The sequence below is a fragment of the Frateuria sp. GZRR35 genome (assembly GCF_051900415.1).
Lineage (GTDB): Bacteria > Pseudomonadota > Gammaproteobacteria > Xanthomonadales > Rhodanobacteraceae > Frateuria_A.
Genome location: NZ_JBHZGL010000005.1, coordinates 149407 through 166876, shown reverse-complemented (window position 1 = coordinate 166876; position 17470 = coordinate 149407). Strand labels below are relative to the sequence as shown.

22 protein-coding genes and 1 tRNA gene are annotated in these 17470 nt (G+C 66.5%); 15 read left to right on the top strand and 8 right to left on the bottom strand.

Annotated elements, in window-relative coordinates; all coding sequences use genetic code 11:
• Positions 1-39: 39 nt before the first annotated feature.
• From ACFWZ3_RS08280 to ACFWZ3_RS08245, 8 genes are all read right to left on the bottom strand, one after another.
• On the bottom strand, positions 40-909 hold the full coding sequence (locus tag ACFWZ3_RS08280; protein ID WP_439707261.1) for a beta-lactamase induction protein: 870 nt from the start codon (positions 907-909) through the stop codon (positions 40-42).
• Positions 910-1029: 120 nt separating this feature from the next.
• On the bottom strand, positions 1030-1998 hold the full coding sequence (nudC, locus tag ACFWZ3_RS08275; protein WP_439707336.1) for an NAD(+) diphosphatase: 969 nt from the start codon (positions 1996-1998) through the stop codon (positions 1030-1032).
• The gene (erpA, locus tag ACFWZ3_RS08270) at positions 1995-2363 is read right to left on the bottom strand and encodes an iron-sulfur cluster insertion protein ErpA (RefSeq protein ID WP_439700892.1); all 369 of its coding nucleotides are present in this window, start codon (positions 2361-2363) and stop codon (positions 1995-1997) included. Before erpA ends, nudC begins: the two co-directional genes overlap by 4 nt.
• A gap of 86 nt (positions 2364-2449) precedes the next feature.
• A complete protein-coding gene (locus tag ACFWZ3_RS08265) occupies positions 2450-2881 on the bottom strand; it encodes a bactofilin family protein (RefSeq protein ID WP_439707260.1) in 432 nt (143 codons plus the stop codon).
• Positions 2882-2883: 2 nt separating this feature from the next.
• On the bottom strand, positions 2884-3624 hold the full coding sequence (locus ACFWZ3_RS08260) for a DUF6776 family protein (RefSeq protein WP_439707259.1): 741 nt from the start codon (positions 3622-3624) through the stop codon (positions 2884-2886).
• 163 nt (positions 3625-3787) lie between these two features.
• Positions 3788-4255, bottom strand: a complete 468-nt coding sequence (bfr, locus tag ACFWZ3_RS08255) for a bacterioferritin (RefSeq protein ID WP_439707258.1) — start codon at positions 4253-4255, stop codon at positions 3788-3790.
• 100 nt (positions 4256-4355) lie between these two features.
• Complete coding sequence (locus tag ACFWZ3_RS08250) at positions 4356-4553, bottom strand: (2Fe-2S)-binding protein (RefSeq protein ID WP_439707257.1); 198 nt, start codon at positions 4551-4553, stop codon at positions 4356-4358.
• Positions 4554-4609: 56 nt separating this feature from the next.
• Positions 4610-5155, bottom strand: coding sequence for an RNA pyrophosphohydrolase (locus tag ACFWZ3_RS08245; protein WP_439707256.1), 546 nt, complete (start codon positions 5153-5155; stop codon positions 4610-4612).
• A 158-nt stretch (positions 5156-5313) separates the two neighbouring features.
• Here ACFWZ3_RS08245 and ACFWZ3_RS08240 point away from each other — a divergent pair.
• From ACFWZ3_RS08240 to glmU, 15 genes are all read left to right on the top strand, one after another.
• Positions 5314-5390: transfer RNA gene (locus ACFWZ3_RS08240), tRNA-Met, on the top strand.
• An 81-nt stretch (positions 5391-5471) separates the two neighbouring features.
• On the top strand, positions 5472-5834 hold the full coding sequence (queD, locus tag ACFWZ3_RS08235; protein WP_439707255.1) for a 6-carboxytetrahydropterin synthase QueD: 363 nt from the start codon (positions 5472-5474) through the stop codon (positions 5832-5834).
• Positions 5835-5952: 118 nt separating this feature from the next.
• Entirely contained in the window at positions 5953-6339 is a 387-nt protein-coding gene (locus ACFWZ3_RS08230; RefSeq protein ID WP_439707254.1) for a phasin family protein, read from the top strand.
• A gap of 250 nt (positions 6340-6589) precedes the next feature.
• Positions 6590-6955 (top strand): hypothetical protein, encoded by a 366-nt coding sequence (locus ACFWZ3_RS08225; protein ID WP_439707253.1) that lies wholly within the window; start codon positions 6590-6592, stop codon positions 6953-6955.
• 3 nt (positions 6956-6958) lie between these two features.
• Positions 6959-7765, top strand: a complete 807-nt coding sequence (gene atpB, locus ACFWZ3_RS08220; RefSeq protein ID WP_439707252.1) for a F0F1 ATP synthase subunit A — start codon at positions 6959-6961, stop codon at positions 7763-7765.
• 100 nt (positions 7766-7865) lie between these two features.
• Positions 7866-8147 carry a F0F1 ATP synthase subunit C gene (gene atpE / locus ACFWZ3_RS08215; protein WP_209614961.1) on the top strand — a complete coding sequence of 94 codons (282 nt, stop codon included), beginning with the start codon at positions 7866-7868 and terminating at the stop codon, positions 8145-8147.
• A 90-nt stretch (positions 8148-8237) separates the two neighbouring features.
• On the top strand, positions 8238-8708 hold the full coding sequence (locus ACFWZ3_RS08210) for a F0F1 ATP synthase subunit B (protein ID WP_439707251.1): 471 nt from the start codon (positions 8238-8240) through the stop codon (positions 8706-8708).
• 2 nt (positions 8709-8710) lie between these two features.
• The gene (locus ACFWZ3_RS08205) at positions 8711-9244 is read left to right on the top strand and encodes a F0F1 ATP synthase subunit delta (protein WP_439707250.1); all 534 of its coding nucleotides are present in this window, start codon (positions 8711-8713) and stop codon (positions 9242-9244) included.
• Positions 9245-9367: 123 nt separating this feature from the next.
• The gene (gene atpA / locus ACFWZ3_RS08200; protein WP_439707249.1) at positions 9368-10918 is read left to right on the top strand and encodes a F0F1 ATP synthase subunit alpha; all 1551 of its coding nucleotides are present in this window, start codon (positions 9368-9370) and stop codon (positions 10916-10918) included.
• 88 nt (positions 10919-11006) lie between these two features.
• On the top strand, positions 11007-11924 hold the full coding sequence (gene atpG, locus ACFWZ3_RS08195; RefSeq protein WP_439707248.1) for a F0F1 ATP synthase subunit gamma: 918 nt from the start codon (positions 11007-11009) through the stop codon (positions 11922-11924).
• A 157-nt stretch (positions 11925-12081) separates the two neighbouring features.
• The gene (gene atpD, locus ACFWZ3_RS08190) at positions 12082-13515 is read left to right on the top strand and encodes a F0F1 ATP synthase subunit beta (protein WP_439707247.1); all 1434 of its coding nucleotides are present in this window, start codon (positions 12082-12084) and stop codon (positions 13513-13515) included.
• 53 nt (positions 13516-13568) lie between these two features.
• A complete protein-coding gene (locus ACFWZ3_RS08185) occupies positions 13569-13997 on the top strand; it encodes a F0F1 ATP synthase subunit epsilon (protein ID WP_439707246.1) in 429 nt (142 codons plus the stop codon).
• Between the two features lie 289 nt (positions 13998-14286).
• A complete protein-coding gene (locus tag ACFWZ3_RS08180) occupies positions 14287-14805 on the top strand; it encodes a hypothetical protein (RefSeq protein WP_439707245.1) in 519 nt (172 codons plus the stop codon).
• Positions 14806-14868: 63 nt separating this feature from the next.
• Complete coding sequence (locus ACFWZ3_RS08175) at positions 14869-15951, top strand: hypothetical protein (RefSeq protein ID WP_439707244.1); 1083 nt, start codon at positions 14869-14871, stop codon at positions 15949-15951.
• 64 nt (positions 15952-16015) lie between these two features.
• Positions 16016-17389, top strand: a complete 1374-nt coding sequence (glmU, locus tag ACFWZ3_RS08170) for a bifunctional UDP-N-acetylglucosamine diphosphorylase/glucosamine-1-phosphate N-acetyltransferase GlmU (RefSeq protein WP_439707243.1) — start codon at positions 16016-16018, stop codon at positions 17387-17389.
• Positions 17390-17470 lie beyond the last annotated feature (81 nt).

Sequence of the window (17470 nt, the reverse complement as noted above, 5' to 3'; positions counted from 1 at the left end):
CTCTCTATGCAGGAGCCCGCAAGCGTGCTCCTGCATGGGTCATGTGAGCCAGCCGCCCAGCACGATCAACGCGACCACGCTCAGCCACGCCAGCAGGGCCCGCAGGAACGCGCCGCGCATGCGCACTAGTTCCAGCAGCGGGTCGGTACGCTCCTCGGCATAGCCATCGCCCGCCTCGATCTCCACCTCGATGTCGGCGCAGGCTGCGGCCGCCAGGAAATCGGGGCCCTCGGTGTACCAGCTGGTCGGCGCCGCGTGCAGGCGCCAGCGACGCCAGGCGGACATGACCGCATCCCAATGACCCACCAGCGCCAGGGTGAACACGAGCAGTTGCGCAGGCAGCCAGTCCAGCGCGTTGGCGACGTAGCGCGCGTGGCGGCGGCTGGCGGCATCGAGTGCCAGTGTGTCGTCACGGCCCAGCGTCTGGGCCAGCCGATAGAGCAGGGCACCGGCCGGCCCCAGCACGAAGAACCAGAACAGCACCCCGAAACGTCGCCGCAACGCGGCAAGCGCCACCGCCTCGCCCAGCGCATGCGCACTCCAGGCGACCTGCGCACCCGGTTCGGCCAGGCGCTGTGCGACGGCCTGGCGGGCGACCGGATCGGGTGCGTGCAGGATCGCCTCCAGGTCCGCCTCGAAGGCGTGCGGTCCGAGTCCGTAAAGCAATACCATCACGGCGAACGCCAACTGCAGGAAGCCGCCCAGCGGCACGCGGCCGAGCAGTTCGGCCACCAGCAGGCAGAGCACCGTCGGCACCACCAGCGTCAGCAGTACGCGCCCCCGTCCGGCGGTGTCGTCCAGCTGCTTGACCCAGCCACGGAACACGCCATCGCCGCGCCACTGCGCAAGCTGCGGCAGCAGATGCAGAAGGCCGAGGGCGAGGAGGGCGGCAAGCAGGCTGAGAGCCATCGGAGATTTCCTTGATACGCCTGGCCATTCTAGGACAAGCGATGCAGTCTCCCTGTAGGAGCGCTCCTATGCGCGACCGACACGCACGGCCTGGCCACGCGGTCGCGCACAGGAGCGCTCCTACAGGGGGTCGGCCGTGAGCTCGTCGAGTTCCAGTCCTGCGCGTTCGCGCAACCAGTGCGCCAGCAACTGGTAGGACACCGACAGCCGCGTCGGCGTGGCGAAGCTGCCGTCGGCCAGGCCGTCCACGATCTGCGCGGGCGTGAACCAGCGTGCCTCTTCCAGCTCGCCGTCGCGCAGGTCGATCGTCGTGTCGACCGCCTGGCCGATGAAGCCGACCATCAAGGATGCGGGTAGCGGCCACGGTTGCGAGGAGTGGTAATGCACGTCGCCAACGCGCACGCCGGCTTCTTCGGCCACCTCGCGGCGCACGGCGTCTTCCAGCGATTCGCCCGGCTCGACGAATCCGGCCAGCGCCGACCAGCGACCCTTCGGCCAGCTCGCCTGGCGCCCGAGCAGGCAGGCGCCCTCGTGTTCGACGATGGTAATGATCGCCGCATCGGTTCTCGGAAAATGGAGTCGGCCACACGACGCGTTGGTGCATCGCATGCGATGGCCTGCGGCGACCCGCTCCAGTGGCGCGCCGCAACCGCTGCAGAAGCGCGTCTCGCGCTGCCAGTGCGCCAGTCCCTTGGCGTAGGCGAACAGTCCCGCCTCGGCGGCGGGCAGGCGCAACCCGGCTTCGCGCAGGCCGATGCGGCGGGCGGCGAGACGGTCCTCAAGTGCTTCGGCCAGCGGCACTTCGTCCAGCGCGAGCAGGAAATGCGGGCAGCCTTCGGCGATGCCCAGCAGGCTGGCGGGCACGTCGGCGAACAGCTCGCGGCGCTCGGCTTCGCCCAGCCAGCGCAGATGTTCGGCTTCGCGCAGCAGATAACTCTCGCCCGAAGGATCCAGCACCAGATAGCGCGCCTGAGCGCAGCGACATTGCTCGGCGACCCACGCTTCCTCGTCGCGGCGCTCGGCCATGCGGTCGAGCACCAGGCTCAGCCCAGCGAAGATGTTGGTGACGGGCATGGCCATGCGGTTCAGGTGGAGAACGAGGAGCCGCAGCCGCAGGTGGTCTTGGCGTTCGGATTGCGGATCACGAACTGCGCGCCGGACAGGCTTTCTGCGTAGTCGATCTCGGCGCCGGTGAGGTACTGCAGCGACAGCGGATCGACCAGCAGGGTCACGCCCTCGCGGTCGAGCGCGAAGTCGTCCTCGGCCTGGGCTTCGTCAAAGGTGAAGCCGTACTGGAAGCCCGAGCAGCCGCCGCCGGAGATGTACACGCGCAGCTTCAGCGCGGGATTGCCCTCCTCGACGATCAGCTCGTGCACCTTGCGCGCGGCGGCCTCGGTGAACACCAGCGGCGCGTTGGCCTGGCGGTAGTCGGGGATCGGGACGAGGGTTTCCATGGGGCGAATGTGCGGTTGCGGAGGCGCGATCTCAAGGATAACGCCTGCCGGGCGGCCGGCGCTCGCGACACCGATTCCTCCGGATATCAGGCTGGCACGGCTTCGTCCAGCTCCGCGTCGGGCTGCGCCGGCGAGGGCAGCTCGCGCGCGGTCGGTTCCACGCGATGGCTCATGCGGCCGTTCACCTGCGCGCCGCCAGCCATTTCCAGCGTGCGGTAGTGGACGTCGCCGGTGATGCGCGCCAGCGGCGCCAGTTCCAGCCGCTCGCCGGCGTGGATGTCGCCCTGCACGGAGCCATTGACGATCACGTGCGGCACGTGGATGTCGCCCTGCACCTGGCCATACTCGCTCACGGTGAACACGGCGTCCTCGCCATCGGCCAGCACGGTACCTTCGATGCGGCCGTCGAGGTGGAGCGCACCGCTGAAACGCAGGTCGCCGCGGATCACCGTGCCGCGGGCGATCAGGCTGGTGTCGTTGCTGCTGTCGGAGCGGTCGGTGCGGCGTCGATTGAACATGATCAGTTTCCCCCTTCGATCGTGGTGAGGTTGCCGGACAACGCATCGTTCCACGCCACGGCGCGGTCGACGGCGGCGCCATCCCCGGGTTTGACGTGGATGCGCAGCCGCGTCGGCTTGAAGTCGGCCGGCAACATGAACGTGGCATGCAGCTGCTGGAAATAGCGGAAGCGGAAGGGCAGGCCGTCCTGTTGCGCGGCGTCGCCGAGCTGGGACCAGCCCAGCGCCACCACCTTGTCGCCACGCACGCCTTCGACGCTGAGCGTCACCGCGCCGCTGACGTCGCTGCCACGCTTGGCGTTCTGGGTCAGGCTGAGCGCGAGGTTCCAGGCGTGCGACCCATTGACCGGGCGCAGCTGCACCTCCTGCACCTTGAGGCCCTCGCGCTGCGCGTTGCCGCCGACCAGCCGCGAATAGAAGCCCAGGTCCGCGCGCAGGCCGTTGATCTCCTCGTCGCGCTCGGTGAGCGTGCCGCGCAGCGACTTGGTCGCGATGTCCGTTACCTGCTGCGCGCGCTTGAGATTGGCGAGCTGCTGCTTGAGCTGTTCGTTCTCGGCGGAAAGCTTCCTGGCCTCGCGATGGTCGACCGCGGCGGGCGTCGTGCGCCAGGCCAGCGTTCCAACCACGGCGCCGGTCAGTAGCACGCTGGCCAGCCAGGCCGCGCCCAGCCACAGCCGTCGGCGGCGCAGGCTCGCCTCATCGTGCGGGCGCACGACGAAGCGCGGAGGCGGGCGTGAAGCCATGGGAAAATCCGGGACTACTGGGGTGACCGGTATAGCCGCAGCGTGACGAAAGCGTCAAGGAACGGCCGCACGCTTTGCGCAACGAACCTCGCAGCGTGGCCCTCAGCCCAAGCGCGTCGCCGCGTCACCCAAGGGGGGGCTGACGCCCGCCTTGAAAGTCAAATCAGCCCATCTTGCTTTGCAGATAGCGCTCGGCACCGATGTCCTTGACCAGGTTCAGCTGGGTTTCCAGCCAGTCGATGTGCTCTTCCTCGTCGTGCAGAATGGTCTTGAACAGGTCGCGGCTGATGTAGTCGGCGATGCCTTCGCTGTGCGCGATCGCGGCACGAAGATCGATCGCCGCGGCCAGTTCCAGGTCCAGGTCGCCCTGGATGCATTCGAGCACGTTCTCGCCGATGCGCAGCTTGCCCAGATGCTGGAGGTTCGGCAGGCCATCGAGGAACAGGATGCGTTCGATCAGACGATCGGCATGCTTCATCTCCTCGATCGACTCCTTGTACTCGTGCTCGGCCAGCTCGCCGTAGCCCCAGTCCTTGAACATGCGGTAATGCAGGAAGTACTGGTTGATCGCGGTCAGTTCGTTGTAGAGCACCTTGTTGAGGTACTCGATGACCTTGGCGTCGCCTTTCATGGGGAAGTCTCCGGTGCAGGGTCGGCCGGTGACTATACGGGCTTGGGCGCCCGCAGGTAGAAACGCGAATGGTTGCGGTTTGGTGTTCGCCCGAGGCGGATCAGGCGGTGACCAGCGGCAGCGGGAACGTCACCTGCGCCAGCGCGGCGTCCAGTGTGGCGCGCGCTTCGGGTTCGCAACAGCCGCAGCAGTCCGAACAGCCCGTGCGCGCCTGCAGTTCGGCGAAGGTGCGTACGCCATCGGAGACGGCGCGGCGGATGTCGCCGTCGGTCACGGCGTTGCAAAGGCAGATGTACATGGCCGCGCATTCCAGCGCGAATGCGAATGATTGTCAACTAGGTTTCGCGGTGTCGTTCAGGCGACCGCCCGGTTGCCCGGCCGGGAGCCGTCGGCATGGCGTGGCAGGGCGCCGAGCTCGACGCTCAGCAACGCCTCCACCAGCGGCGCGAAGTGGCGCAGCGCCCGCTCGTAGACCTGGCGTTTGAAGCTGACCACATGCACGGCGGGATACCAGAAATCGACCCAGCGCCAGATGTCGAACTCCGGCTTGTCGCAGGCGTCCAGCTTCAGTGCGTCCTCGCCGCCGACCAGGCGCAGCAGGAACCACACCTGCTTCTGGCCGATGCAGGTGGGGCGCTGATGGTGGCGCACGTAGCGGTTGGGCAGGCGATAGCGCAGCCAGCCGCGGGTACTGGCGACGACTTCGACATGTTCGGGATGCAGCCCGGTTTCCTCGGCCAGCTCGCGGTACATGGCCTCCAGCGGAGTCTCGTCGCTGCGCATGCCGCCCTGCGGGAACTGCCAGCCGTCGTGGCTGACGCGACGCGCCCAGAACAGGCGGCCTTCCGCGTTCAGCAGCACGATGCCTACGTTCGGGCGATAGCCATCCGCATCGATCATGTCGCCTCCTCGAGCCCGCGTACCGCCCATCGAGCGGCCTGGAGCTTCGAATCCAACCATAGCGCGCGTGGCGATGGAAAGCGAAGAGGCTTGAACCGGCCGGGTGGGCCAATTACACTGCCGGGCTCCGTTGGCGCCCCGCGCCGGCGACGCCCCATGGCTATGTAGCTCAGCCGGTTAGAGCACAGCACTCATAATGCTGGGGTCGGTGGTTCGAGTCCACCCATAGCCACCACGCGCCCGCGGCGCCGTGCCTTCTTCCGAATCTTCTTTCGTCGTCCGGCGTTCGTCGTGGAACGACATACAATCGTTCGCCATGCATATCCATAAAGTGTTCCAGATCGAGGCGGCGCACCGGCTGCCCAACGTGCCGCCCGGACACAAGTGCGCGCGGTTGCACGGGCACTCGTTCCGCATCGAGATCCACGTCGAAGGCGAGCTGGACCCGGCCATGGGTTGGGTCATGGATTTCGCCGACGTCAAGGCGGCGTTTGCGCCGCTGTTCGAGCAGTTGGATCACCACTATCTGAACGAGATCGAGGGGCTGGAGAACCCGACCAGCGAGATGCTGGCGCGCTGGATCTTCCGCCGCCTGGAGCCGCGGCTTCCGGCATTGGACCGGGTGGTGGTGCACGAGACCTGCACCTCGGGTGCGAGCTGCAGCCGCGGGAGCTTCTGACGCGGCGCAGTACCGCACTGAGCGGGCATCGATGCCATTTCCAATGCGGAAATGTTGCGTTGCACAAAGATTGTTGCTAGGCTTGTCCTACTCCCAAGACTCCCGTGAGGGACAAGCCATGACCAAGTCGTTCGATTTCCAGGCGTTTGCCTATGCCCGCCAGTTCGCCGACAACGCCTTCAAGGCGCAGGCGCTGGTCCTCAAGGGTCTCGAGCAGGCCGCGGGCCTGCAGCTGGGGGCGCTGGAGCAGCAGTCCCGCTCCAGCGCCGATTTCCTGCTTGCTGCTGGCGAGGCGCGCGATCCCGAGGCCATGCGCGGCCTGTGGGACAAGGGTGTAGCGCTGGGTCGTGCGCAGGCCGAGCAGGCCGTGACTCTGAGCCAGAGCCTGGTGGCCGTTGGTCGCCAGACCGCCGAGTCGCTGGGTGCGCTGGTGCAGCCGCTCGCAGCCGCCAACGATGCGGTCGTTCCGGGTACAACCGGCGCCCGCAAGGCGGCCGCCCGCTAAAGGCTTCTGCCCGCGCCCCGTCCTCCCCGCCGAAGGCGCATTCCTGAGGGTCGGACTTTTGTCCGGCCCTTTTTTTCGCCCTGCGCAAGAAGTTGCGCCCCGTCCAAAGTGAACGTCAGCGCCCGCACGACAAGATGTCGCAGGCCTGCGGCTTGTCCCTGCAAATGGCCGGCTGATATACTTTTGCGGATTGGATCGTGGCCCGTAGCTGCAAGGGTGACGCCTGGTGCGAAGCCGCGCGGGAACACACGTGCTCAACAGTCTTGCCTCCGGTCGTCGTCTGGCCCTGCGCATCGTGATGTGGCAGGTCGCCGTGGCAGCGCTGGTCGGCCTCGTCTTCCTGATGCAGGGGCGCCGCGAAGCCTTGGCGGCCCTTGCAGGCGCCCTCGTGGTGGCGCTGGGCAACGCGCTGCTTGGCGCGCGGGCCTTCGCCGGGACGCACGGAGCGGGCATGGCGCTGGGACGTCTGCTGGTGGGCATGATCCTCAAGTGGATCGCGGTCATCGGAGGGATGGGCGTGATCCTGATCAAACTAAAACTGCCGCCGCTGGCCGCCATCACGGGGCTGGCGGCTGCTTACGCGGTTCATCTGCTGGCGTTTCGATTCAAGGGTTGACACATGGCAAGCGAGCCGCAGGGCGGTCTTACCGAATACATCTCGCACCACCTGAAGCACCTGACTCCGCACACCAATCCGGAGGGTTTCTGGGCGGTGCACATCGATTCGATCACCGTTTCGCTGGTGCTCGGCGTGCTGTTCTGCCTGTGGTTCTGGATGAAGGCGCGCAAGGCCACCGCCGGCGTGCCGGGCAGGGGGCAGGCGTTCGTCGAGATCGTGCTCGAGTTCGTCGACGGCCAGGTCAAGGACGTCTTCCACGGCGATCGCCGCGTGCTCGGCCCGCTGGCGTTGACGGTGTTCGTCTGGGTGTTCCTGATGAACGCGATGGACCTGCTGCCCGTCGACCTGCTGCCCTGGATCACCGAGAAATTCGGCATCGGCCATTTCCGCGCCGTTCCTACGGCCGACACCAGCATGACTTTCGCGATGTCGCTGACGGTGTTGGTGCTGATCGTCTTCTACAGCTTCAAGGCCAAGGGCTTCAACGGCTACATGCACGAGATGTTCACTGCGCCGTTCGGCAAGCATCCGCTGCTGTGGCTGCCCAACTTCGCGCTGAACCTGGTCGAGCTGCTCTCCAAGCCGGTGAGCCTGGCGATGCGACTGTTCGGCAACATGTATGCCGGCGAACTCGTGTTCATGCTGATTGCCGGGCTCTTCAGTGCCGGCAGCTGGCTGCTCTACGGCATGGGCATCGTCGGCTACACCGTGTGGGGCATCTTCCACATCCTGATCATTTCGATCCAGGCCTTCATCTTCATGGTGCTGACCATCGTTTACATCTCGATGGCCCATGAGCACCACTGATTTGCTGTCCGCTTCTAGTCGAACAATTTACTAGTCGAACAATTTTCAACCGAACAACGTTCAATCGAACAACAAAGCTTTTCTTTCTGAGGAGATCGTCGTGGAAGCTATCGTTCAAATCGCGCAAGTCCAGGGTTTCACCGCCATCGCGCTGGGTCTGATCATCGGCCTGGGTGCCCTCGGCGCCTGTATCGGCATCGGTGTGATGGGTTCGAAGTTCCTCGAAGCCGCTGCCCGCCAGCCGGAGCTGGTGCCGCTGCTGCAGGGCCGCATGTTCCTGCTCGCCGGCCTGATCGACGCGGCGTTCCTGATCGGCGTGGCGCTGGCGATGTACTTCGCGGTGGCCAACCCGCTGCTGGCCAGCCTGACGGCCGCCGGCTAAGTCGCCTTGACGGCGCTTCGGCGCCGTTCCCCTACGGGCGTCACCGTGGCGCCCGTAGCCGTACCACCCGCATTTACAGGTAATGCAGCGATGCTTCCCAACGCGACCTTGATCGGCGAAATGATCGCTTTCGCCATCCTGATCTGGTTTTGCGTCCAGTTCATCTGGCCGCACATCAACAAGGCCATCGAAGAGCGCCAGCTCAAGATCGCCGAAGGCCTTGATGCCGCCGAGCGCGCCCGCGCAGAGCTGCGCGATGCCGACAGCAAGGTCGCCGCCGAGATCAAGGTGGCGCGCCAGCAGGCCGCCGAGATCATCGACCGCGCCCAGCAGCAGGCCAACCAGATCCTGGACAAGGCCCGCGCCGACGCGATCACCGAGATCAACCGGCTGAAGGCCAGCGCGCAGGACGACATCGCCTCGATGGCCCAGCGTGCCCGCGAGGAGCTGCGCGAGAAGGTCGGTGCGCTTGCCGTGCAGGGCGCCGCCAAGATCGTGCAGCGCGAGATCGACCCGAACGCGCACAAGGCGCTGCTCGACCAGCTCGCCACCGAGATCTGACCATGGCCCAGGCAATCACCCTCGCCCGTCCGTACGCGCGCGCTGCTTTCGAGCTGGCGCACGAGGCCGGCACGCTCGGCGAATGGTCGCAGGCGTTTGCCTTTGCCGCCGCGGTGGCCAAAGATCCGCGCGTTTCCGCGCTGGTCGGCGACCCGCGCGTGCAGCCGGCGCAGCTGGTGGCGCTGCACCTGCCGCAGGGCATGGGCGCCGACACCGCGTTCGCGCAGTTCCTGCAGACGCTGGCCGAACAGCGCCGTCTTGCACTGCTGCCCGAAGTGGCGGATCTGTACGAGGAACACAAGCGCGAGGCCGGCTCTCAGTTGAAGGTCAAGGTGACCAGCGCGATGGCGCTGGATGCCGCCCAGGCCGAGCAGCTGAAGGCTTCGCTCAAGCGCCGCTTCAAGCGCGAGATCGAGCTCGAGGCCAAGGTCGACCCGGCGCTGCTCGGCGGCGTGGTGATCGATACCGGTAGCGAGGTGATCGACGGTTCCGCGCGCGGTCGCCTGCAACGTCTGGCCTCGGCGCTGGCAAGTTGATTCAAACGCGGCTTGCGTGCCGCGAGGCAGCACCGGCCATCCGGTGCTGAGAAAACATCGAAGAGCAAGCCGGCCATCGGGCCGGACGCTTGAAAAAGCATTCCCAAATTCAGGAAAGCGACCATGTCCAGCACCACTCTGAACCCGTCCGAGATCAGCGAACTGATCAAGAGCCGCATCGAGCAGTTCAAGCTCGGCGCCGAGGCCCGCAACGAAGGCACCATCATCAGCGTGTCCGACGGCATCGTGCGCATCCACGGCCTGGCCGACGTGATGCAGGGCGAAATGATCGAGCTGCCGGGCAACGCCTTCGCACTCGCGCTCAACCTCGAGCGCGACTCGGTCGGCGCCGTGGTGCTGGGTGAGTTCCAGCACCTGAAGGAAGGCGACACCGCCAAGACCACCGGCCGCATCCTCGAAGTGCCGGTCGGTCCGGAGCTGCTCGGCCGCGTCGTCGACGCGCTGGGCAACCCGATTGACGGCAAGGGTCCGCTCAACGCGAAGAAGACCTCGCCGATCGAGAAGGTCGCGCCGGGCGTGGTGTGGCGCAAGTCGGTCGACCAGCCGGTGCAGACCGGCTACAAGGCGATCGACTCGATGATCCCGATCGGCCGCGGCCAGCGCGAGCTGATCATCGGCGACCGCCAGACCGGCAAGACCGCCGTGGCGATCGACGCGATCATCAACCAGAAAGATTCGGGCATCTACAGCATCTACGTCGCTATCGGCCAGAAGCGCTCGTCGATCGCCAACGTGGTGCGCAAGCTCGAAGAGAACGGTGCGCTGGCCAACACCATCGTGGTCGTCGCCTCGGCTTCCGAGTCGGCCGCGCTGCAGTACATCGCGCCGTATTCGGGCTGCGCCATGGGCGAGTACTTCCGTGACCGCGGCGAAGACGCGCTGATCGTCTACGACGACCTGTCCAAGCAGGCCGTGGCCTACCGCCAGATCTCGCTGCTGCTCAAGCGCCCGCCGGGCCGCGAAGCCTACCCGGGCGACGTGTTCTACCTGCACTCGCGTCTGCTCGAGCGCGCCGCGCGCGTGAACGAGGCCTACGTCGAGAAGGAAACCAACGGCGAGGTCAAGGGCAAGACCGGTTCGCTCACCGCGCTGCCGATCATCGAGACCCAGGCCGGCGACGTCTCGGCGTTCGTGCCGACCAACGTGATCTCGATCACCGACGGCCAGATCTTCCTGGAGACCGACCTGTTCAACGCGGGCATCCGCCCGGCCGTGAACGCCGGTATCTCGGTGTCGCGCGTGGGTGGCGCAGCCCAGACCAAGATCGTCAAGAAGCTCTCCGGCGGCGTGAAGCTGTCGCTGGCCCAGTTCCGCGAGCTGGCTGCGTTCGCGCAGTTCGCCTCGGACCTGGACCCGGCCACCCGCGCCCAGCTCGACCGCGGCCAGCGCGTGACCGAGCTGATGAAGCAGAAGCAGTACGCGCCGCTGTCGATTGCCGAGCTTGCGCTGTCGGTGTACGCCGCCGAGAAGGGCTACCTGGACGACCTGCCGGTCGCCAAGGTGCTCGATTTCGAGCGTGGCCTGCACGCCTTCTTCCATCAGAACCACGAGGAACTGATGAAGAAGATCGTCGCGACCGGCGACTGGAACGGCGAGATCGAGGGCGTCTTCAAGGGCGGCCTGGACGAGTACAAGAAGACCGGTTCCTGGTGAACCCCGCCGGTGGGCCGTGAGGCCCGCCGCGCACGTTGACGGCGGACCTTGAGTCCGCCCCACGCAGGTCGAACCCAAGAGCAGACAGATGGCAAGCGGACGCGAAATCAAAACCAAGATCAAGAGCACGCAGAACATGCGCAAGGTGACGCGCGCGCTCGAGATGGTCTCGGCCTCGAAGATCCGCAAGGCGCAGGACCTGATGAAGGCCTCGCGCCCGTATGCGCGGATGATGCGCCGGGTGATCGCCCACGTGGCCCAGGCCAACACGGACTTCAAACATCCGTTCCTGATCGAGCGTGACAACGTCGCGCGCGTGGCCTTCATCGTGATCTCCACCGACCGCGGCCTGTGCGGCGGCCTGAACTCGAACCTGTTCCGCCGCGTACTGCCGGCCGTGCGTGAGTGGCAGGACAAGGGCGTGCAGGTCGACGTGGTGGCGATCGGCCAGAAGGCGATCCAGTTCTTCCGCCGCATCAAGGGCGTCAACCTGGTCGGCAGCGTCAGTCACCTGGGCGAGCGGCCGAAGCTCGAGCAGCTGGTCGGCGTGATCAAGGTCGTGCTGGACGCCTATACGGCCAACGGCCTGGATCGCGTGTTCCTGGCCTACAACGACTTCGTCAACACCATGACGCAGAAGCCGATGGTGGACGCACTGCTGCCGTTGCCGCTGGTCGCGGCGGAGCTGGCCGCGCAGCAGGGCTCCGGCGACAACGCGTACGCCGGCATCACGCTGGAGCAGACGCACGACTGGGACTACATCTACGAACCGGATGCCGCCGCGGTGCTCGAGCACGTGCTCGGCCGCTACGTCGAGTCGGTGGTGTACCAGGGCGTGCTGGAGAATCTCGCCAGCGAACACGCGGCGCGCATGGTCGCCATGAAGAGCGCCTCGGACAACGCCAACAAGGTCATCGCCGAGCTGACGCTCAGCTACAACAAGGCGCGCCAGGCGGCGATCACGCAGGAAATCTCGGAAATCGTTGGCGGCGCAGCGGCTGTATGAGTGCAGGCATCCATGCCTGCAAGAGCAAGTCAAAAAGCGGCCATCCATGGCCGCACTGTTGAACTAAGAGCGATCGCCTTGCGGTTGCACTAAATCAAGAGCGACGCTTCGGCGGCGCTGTGACGAAAACTCGAAAGAATCCATCCGGAGCACATCCATGAGCCAGGGCAAAGTTGTTCAGATCATCGGCGCGGTCATCGACGTCGAGTTCGCGCGCGATCAGGTGCCGCAGGTGTATGACGCACTGAAGATCGACGGCATGGACATCACGCTGGAGGTCCAGCAGGTGCTGGGCGACGGCGTCGTCCGTACCATCGCGCTGGGCTCCACCGAAGGCCTGCGTCGCGGCCTGGTCGCGCACAACACCGGCGAAGGCATCAAGGTGCCGGTCGGCAGTGCCACGCTCGGCCGCATCATGGACGTGCTCGGCAACCCGATCGACGAAGTCGGTCCGATCAACGCCGAAGACCATTGGGTCATCCACCGCGAAGCGCCGACCTACGACGAGCAGGCCGCCGCCAACGAGCTGCTGGAAACCGGCATCAAGGTCATCGACCTGGTGTGCCCGTTCGCCAAGGGCGGCAAGGTCGGCCTGTTCGGCGGCGCCGGCGTGGGCAAGACCGTGAACATGCTGGAACTTATCAACAACATCGCGACGCAGCACGCGGGCCTGTCGGTGTTCGCCGGCGTGGGCGAGCGCACCCGCGAGGGCAACGACTTCTACCACGAGATGCAGGACGCGGGCGTGGTCAAGCTCGACAACCTGCCGGAGTCGAAGGTGGCGATGGTGTACGGCCAGATGAACGAGCCGCCGGGCAACCGTCTGCGCGTGGCACTGACCGGCCTCACCATGGCCGAGTACTTCCGCGACCAGAAGGACGAGAGCGGCAAGGGCAAGGACGTGCTGCTGTTCGTCGACAACATCTACCGCTACACGCTGGCCGGTACCGAGGTGTCCGCGCTGCTCGGCCGTATGCCGTCGGCAGTGGGCTACCAGCCGACCCTGGCCGAGGAAATGGGCGTGCTGCAGGAACGCATCACCTCCACCAAGACCGGTTCGATCACCTCGATCCAGGCCGTGTACGTGCCCGCGGACGACCTGACCGATCCGTCGCCCGCCACCACCTTCGCGCATCTGGATGCGACCGTGGTGCTGTCGCGTAACATCGCCGCGCTGGGCATCTACCCGGCGGTGGATCCGCTGGACTCGACCAGCCGCCAGCTCGATCCGAACGTGATCGGTGCCGAGCACTACGACGTCGCCCGCCGCGTGCAGGGCACGCTGCAGCGCTACAAGGAGCTCAAGGACATCATCGCGATCCTGGGCATGGACGAGCTGTCCGAGGAAGACAAGCAGGTCGTCTCGCGCGCCCGCAAGTGCGAGCGCTTCTTCAGCCAGCCGTTCCACGTGGCCGAGGTGTTCACCGGCGCGCCGGGCAAGTACGTGTCGCTGGCCGAGACCATCCGCGGCTTCAAGATGATCGTGGACGGCGACGTCGACCACCTGCCGGAGCAGGCGTTCTACATGGTCGGCGGCATCGACGAGGCGATCAAGAAGGGCGAGGAGATGTCCGCCAAGAAGGCGGCCTGATCCGACGGCGGGCCGTCCGGCCCGCCTTCCCCTGAGCAGAACGAGACATCCACATGGCAACCACCATCCGCGTCGAAGTCGTCAGCGCCGAAGCCGCGATCTACTCGGGCGAGGCCACGATGGTCGTCGCCACCGGCGACCAGGGCGAGCTGGGCATCACGCCCCGCCACGCGCCGCTGATCACACGCCTGAAGCCCGGCAAGGTCGTCGTGACCGAGGCCGGTGGCGAGAAGGTCGACATCTCGATCACCGGCGGCGGCATTCTCGAAGTGCAGCCGCACGCGGTCACCGTGCTGGCCGACACCGCCGTGCGTTCCGAGGAAATCGACGAGGCTGCCGCGCTGGCCGCCAAGAAGGAAGCCGAGGAAGCCCTGGCCAACCGCTCCGACGCCATCGACGTGGCCGAGGCGCAGGCCAAGCTGGTCGCCGCGCTGACCCAGTTGCAGGCGCTCGAGCGCCTGCGCAAGAACCTCAAGCACTGATTGGCTGCGAAGCCTGATGAAGACGCCGGCCCCGGGCCGGCGTTTTCGTTTTCGCGGCCCTCGTCGTCGCCTGGTTCCCCTGCCGGGGGAAGGGTTGGGGTGAGAGCCGCCGTTGCGAAAGCGCCACCCATCCTGCCGCTATCCAACGCCTTCCCGTAAGTCCGGCTCCAGCGCCCCCTCCACACACATCACCGAGGGACGGGGGAGAGGGAGCAGAGGAGCATCCCGCTGATTGGCGCATGAGGTGCTCCCCGGTAGGCTGCCTCATGGCTTCCAGGAAGGACCGACCATGACTCGTACCGCCACGCTGTTCGCAGCCATCATTCTGTTGGCCGGCTGCGCTCACACTTCGCAAAAGCCCACCGCCGCGCCCGGCGTGGGCTCGGCCAGCTACCGCACGGCGGGAAACAGCAGCCTGGCGCACTACAACCTGGCGATAGGCCAGATCGCCATGGGCGCGACGCTTGACGCGCACGAGCCGCCCGCCTATCCCGCGGCCATGCTCGCCACCTGTCCGCCTGTGATCGAGCTGCCGGCGCGCGTGATCGTCAGCACCCAGGGCAATGTCGACGAAGTGCGCATGAACCCGCCAGCCGCGCAGCAGCCCTTCGCGGAGTCCGTGCGCGCAGCCGTTCGACGTTGGCGCTATACGCCGTTGACGATCACGCGCTGGGCCGCCGATGCCGATGGCACCAGCCATCCCGTGGACACCGAGGCCAAGCCGTTCAGCCTTGACTACGTCTTCACCTTTCGCTGCGAGCACGGCCGCACATCGGTCGCTTCCGGGTCGGAGTCGACCGCGCGGTGACCTGAACGCCGCGCCCACACGCGGCCGCCTAGACTTCGGCGGACTGGGCTGTCAGGAACGCGCATGAAACACGTCGCCCGCCGCACGCTGGTCATCGTGCTGGTTATCGTCGCGCTGCTGGTGGTAGCCCGACTGGCCCTGCCCTATGTGGTCAAGGACTACCTCAACCGCAAGATGGACCGCATGGGCGACTACCACGGCCACGTCGCCGACGTGGACATCCATCTGTGGCGCGGCGCCTATAGCCTGGGTGACCTGCGCATCGACAAGGTGGATGGCAAGGTGCCGGTGCCGTTCTTCTCCTCGGCCACCACCGATATCGCGATCAGCTGGCGCGCACTGACCCACGGCACGGTCCGTGGCCGCGTCGAATTCGACCACGCCAGCCTCAACTTCGTCGACGGTGGAAGCCGGGCGCCGAGCCAGGCCGGCACTGGCGTGGACTGGCGCCAGCAGCTCGAAGGACTGGTGCCGATCCGCCTCGACGAAGTGACCGTGCACGACAGCCAGGTCACCTTCCACAACTTCGTATCTCACCCGAAAGTGGACATGAAGATGACCGACGTGGAAGCCACGGCGGTCAACCTCAGCAACGCCGACCGCAGCCAGGGCAGCCGCGTGGCCGACTTCCACGCCACCGCGAAAGTCCTGGGCAACGCGCCGCTGATGGCCGACGCCAGTTTCGATCCATTGGACCCGAAGCTGCTGGACTTCACCTTCGACCTGCGTATCCGGCAGATTGAGCTCAAGCGCCTCAACGACCTCGCCCGTGCCTACGCCAAGCTCGACTTCGCCGGCGGCAATGGCACGTTCGTCATGCAGCTGCAGGCGCGTAACGGCGAACTCAACGGCTACGCCAAGCCGCTGCTGCACGACGTCAAGGTCTTCAGCTGGAAGCAGGACGTCGAAGAGGACAAGGAGAACCCCCTGCGGGTCGCCTGGGAGGCCATCGCCAGCGGCGTCACCTGGCTGTTCAAGAACCACGAGAAGGACCAGTTCGCCACCAAGGTGCCGATCAGCGGGCGTATCGACAGCAAGGACGTCGGCGCCTGGCGCGCAGTGATCAATGTGCTGCACAACGCCTTCGTGCAGGCCTACACGCCCAAGCTCGAGGACCTGGAGCCGGCGCCCCAGAAGCAGGACTGACCAGTCCGCTTCACGAACGCGCTGGTATCCTTCCCGGCCATCGAAAGCTTCCCCCGGTACCCGCATGCCCGCTTCGCCCCTGCACGTCGTGATCCTCGCCGCCGGCGAGGGCAAGCGCATGAAATCCCGCAAGCCGAAAGTGCTCATGCCGCTGGCCGGGCGGCCGTTGCTGGCGCATGTGCTGGATAGCGCCCGGGCGCTGTCCCCGCGCACCATCCACGTCGTTTACGGCCATGCCGGCGAACAGGTACACGCCGCCTTCGCCGCCGCGACGGATGTCGAGTGGGTCGAACAGGCCGAGCGCCTGGGCACCGGTCACGCCGTGGCGCAGGCGCTCGCTCACATCCCCGATGGCGCGCGTGTGCTGGTGCTCTACGGCGACGTGCCGCTGCTGCGCGCCGAGACGCTGGCGCCCCTGGTGGCTGCCGATCGCCTTGCATTGCTGGCCACCGTGCTGGAGAACCCTTACGGCTATGGCCGCGTGCAACGCGATGCCGACGGACGCATCGCCGGCGTGGTGGAGGAAAAGGATGCCGACGCCGCGCAGCGCGCCATCCGCCTGGTCAATACCGGCATCCTGGCCGGCGAGGCGGCCACGCTGCGGCGTTGGATCGGCAGGCTGGAGCGCAACAACGCGCAAGGTGAGTACTACCTCACCGACATTTTTGCGATGGCCGCCGCCGAAGGCGTTCCCGCCGACTGCATCGAGTGCGCCGACCCGGTCGAGGCCGCTGGCGCCAACAACCCATTGCAGCTCACCGAGCTGGAAGACCACCACCGCCGTCGCGCGACCCGCGAATTGCTGCTGGCGGGCGTGCGCATGGCCGATCCGGCGCGACTGGACGTGCGTGGCCAGGTGCAGGCAGGCATGGACGTGGAGTTGGACATCGACGTGGTGCTGGAAGGCCGCGTGACGCTGGGCGATGACGTACACGTGGGCCCGTTCGTGCGCCTGAAAGATGTGCAGCTGGCCGCCGGTACCGTGGTGCTGGCGCACTGCGACCTCGAAGGCGTCATCACCCACGGCCCGTGCACCATCGGTCCGTTCGCGCGCCTGCGCCCGGGCACCGAGCTTGCCGCCGGCGTGCACATCGGCAACTTCGTCGAGACCAAGCAGGCGCACCTGGGCGAGGGCAGCAAGGCCAACCACCTCACTTACCTGGGCGACGCGCGCATCGGCGCGGGCGTCAACGTCGGCGCCGGTACGATCACCTGCAACTACGATGGCGCCAACAAGCACCTGACGCGGATCGAAAATGGCGCGTTCATCGGTTCCAACAGCGCGCTGGTGGCGCCGGTGACGATCGGCGCCAATGCGACCATCGGCGCCGGTTCCGTGATCACCAAGGATGCGCCCGAGGGCGAGCTGACACTCGGGCGCGGGCGCCAGCAGACCATCCCCGGCTACACGCGCCCCATCAAGACGCCGAAACGGTAGGAGCGCACCCGTGCGCGACTGCAGGCTGCACGAGTCCGTGCGTTCCGCGGGCATGCGCCAAAAGACAGTCCGGCCAATCTA

Coding starts and splice junctions, on each gene's coding strand:
- ACFWZ3_RS08280 (WP_439707261.1), bottom strand. CDS start 909: ATGGCTCTCAGCCTGCTTGCCGCCCTCCTCGCCCTCGGCCTTCTGCAT.
- erpA (WP_439700892.1), bottom strand. CDS start 2,363: ATGGAAACCCTCGTCCCGATCCCCGACTACCGCCAGGCCAACGCGCCG.
- ACFWZ3_RS08265 (WP_439707260.1), bottom strand. CDS start 2,881: ATGTTCAATCGACGCCGCACCGACCGCTCCGACAGCAGCAACGACACC.
- ACFWZ3_RS08260 (WP_439707259.1), bottom strand. CDS start 3,624: ATGGCTTCACGCCCGCCTCCGCGCTTCGTCGTGCGCCCGCACGATGAG.
- bfr (WP_439707258.1), bottom strand. CDS start 4,255: ATGAAAGGCGACGCCAAGGTCATCGAGTACCTCAACAAGGTGCTCTAC.
- ACFWZ3_RS08250 (WP_439707257.1), bottom strand. CDS start 4,553: ATGTACATCTGCCTTTGCAACGCCGTGACCGACGGCGACATCCGCCGC.
- ACFWZ3_RS08245 (WP_439707256.1), bottom strand. CDS start 5,155: ATGATCGATGCGGATGGCTATCGCCCGAACGTAGGCATCGTGCTGCTG.
- queD (WP_439707255.1), top strand. CDS start 5,472: ATGCATATCCATAAAGTGTTCCAGATCGAGGCGGCGCACCGGCTGCCC.
- ACFWZ3_RS08230 (WP_439707254.1), top strand. CDS start 5,953: ATGACCAAGTCGTTCGATTTCCAGGCGTTTGCCTATGCCCGCCAGTTC.
- atpB (WP_439707252.1), top strand. CDS start 6,959: ATGGCAAGCGAGCCGCAGGGCGGTCTTACCGAATACATCTCGCACCAC.
- ACFWZ3_RS08210 (WP_439707251.1), top strand. CDS start 8,238: ATGCTTCCCAACGCGACCTTGATCGGCGAAATGATCGCTTTCGCCATC.
- ACFWZ3_RS08205 (WP_439707250.1), top strand. CDS start 8,711: ATGGCCCAGGCAATCACCCTCGCCCGTCCGTACGCGCGCGCTGCTTTC.
- atpA (WP_439707249.1), top strand. CDS start 9,368: ATGTCCAGCACCACTCTGAACCCGTCCGAGATCAGCGAACTGATCAAG.
- atpG (WP_439707248.1), top strand. CDS start 11,007: ATGGCAAGCGGACGCGAAATCAAAACCAAGATCAAGAGCACGCAGAAC.
- atpD (WP_439707247.1), top strand. CDS start 12,082: ATGAGCCAGGGCAAAGTTGTTCAGATCATCGGCGCGGTCATCGACGTC.
- ACFWZ3_RS08185 (WP_439707246.1), top strand. CDS start 13,569: ATGGCAACCACCATCCGCGTCGAAGTCGTCAGCGCCGAAGCCGCGATC.
- ACFWZ3_RS08180 (WP_439707245.1), top strand. CDS start 14,287: ATGACTCGTACCGCCACGCTGTTCGCAGCCATCATTCTGTTGGCCGGC.
- ACFWZ3_RS08175 (WP_439707244.1), top strand. CDS start 14,869: ATGAAACACGTCGCCCGCCGCACGCTGGTCATCGTGCTGGTTATCGTC.
- glmU (WP_439707243.1), top strand. CDS start 16,016: ATGCCCGCTTCGCCCCTGCACGTCGTGATCCTCGCCGCCGGCGAGGGC.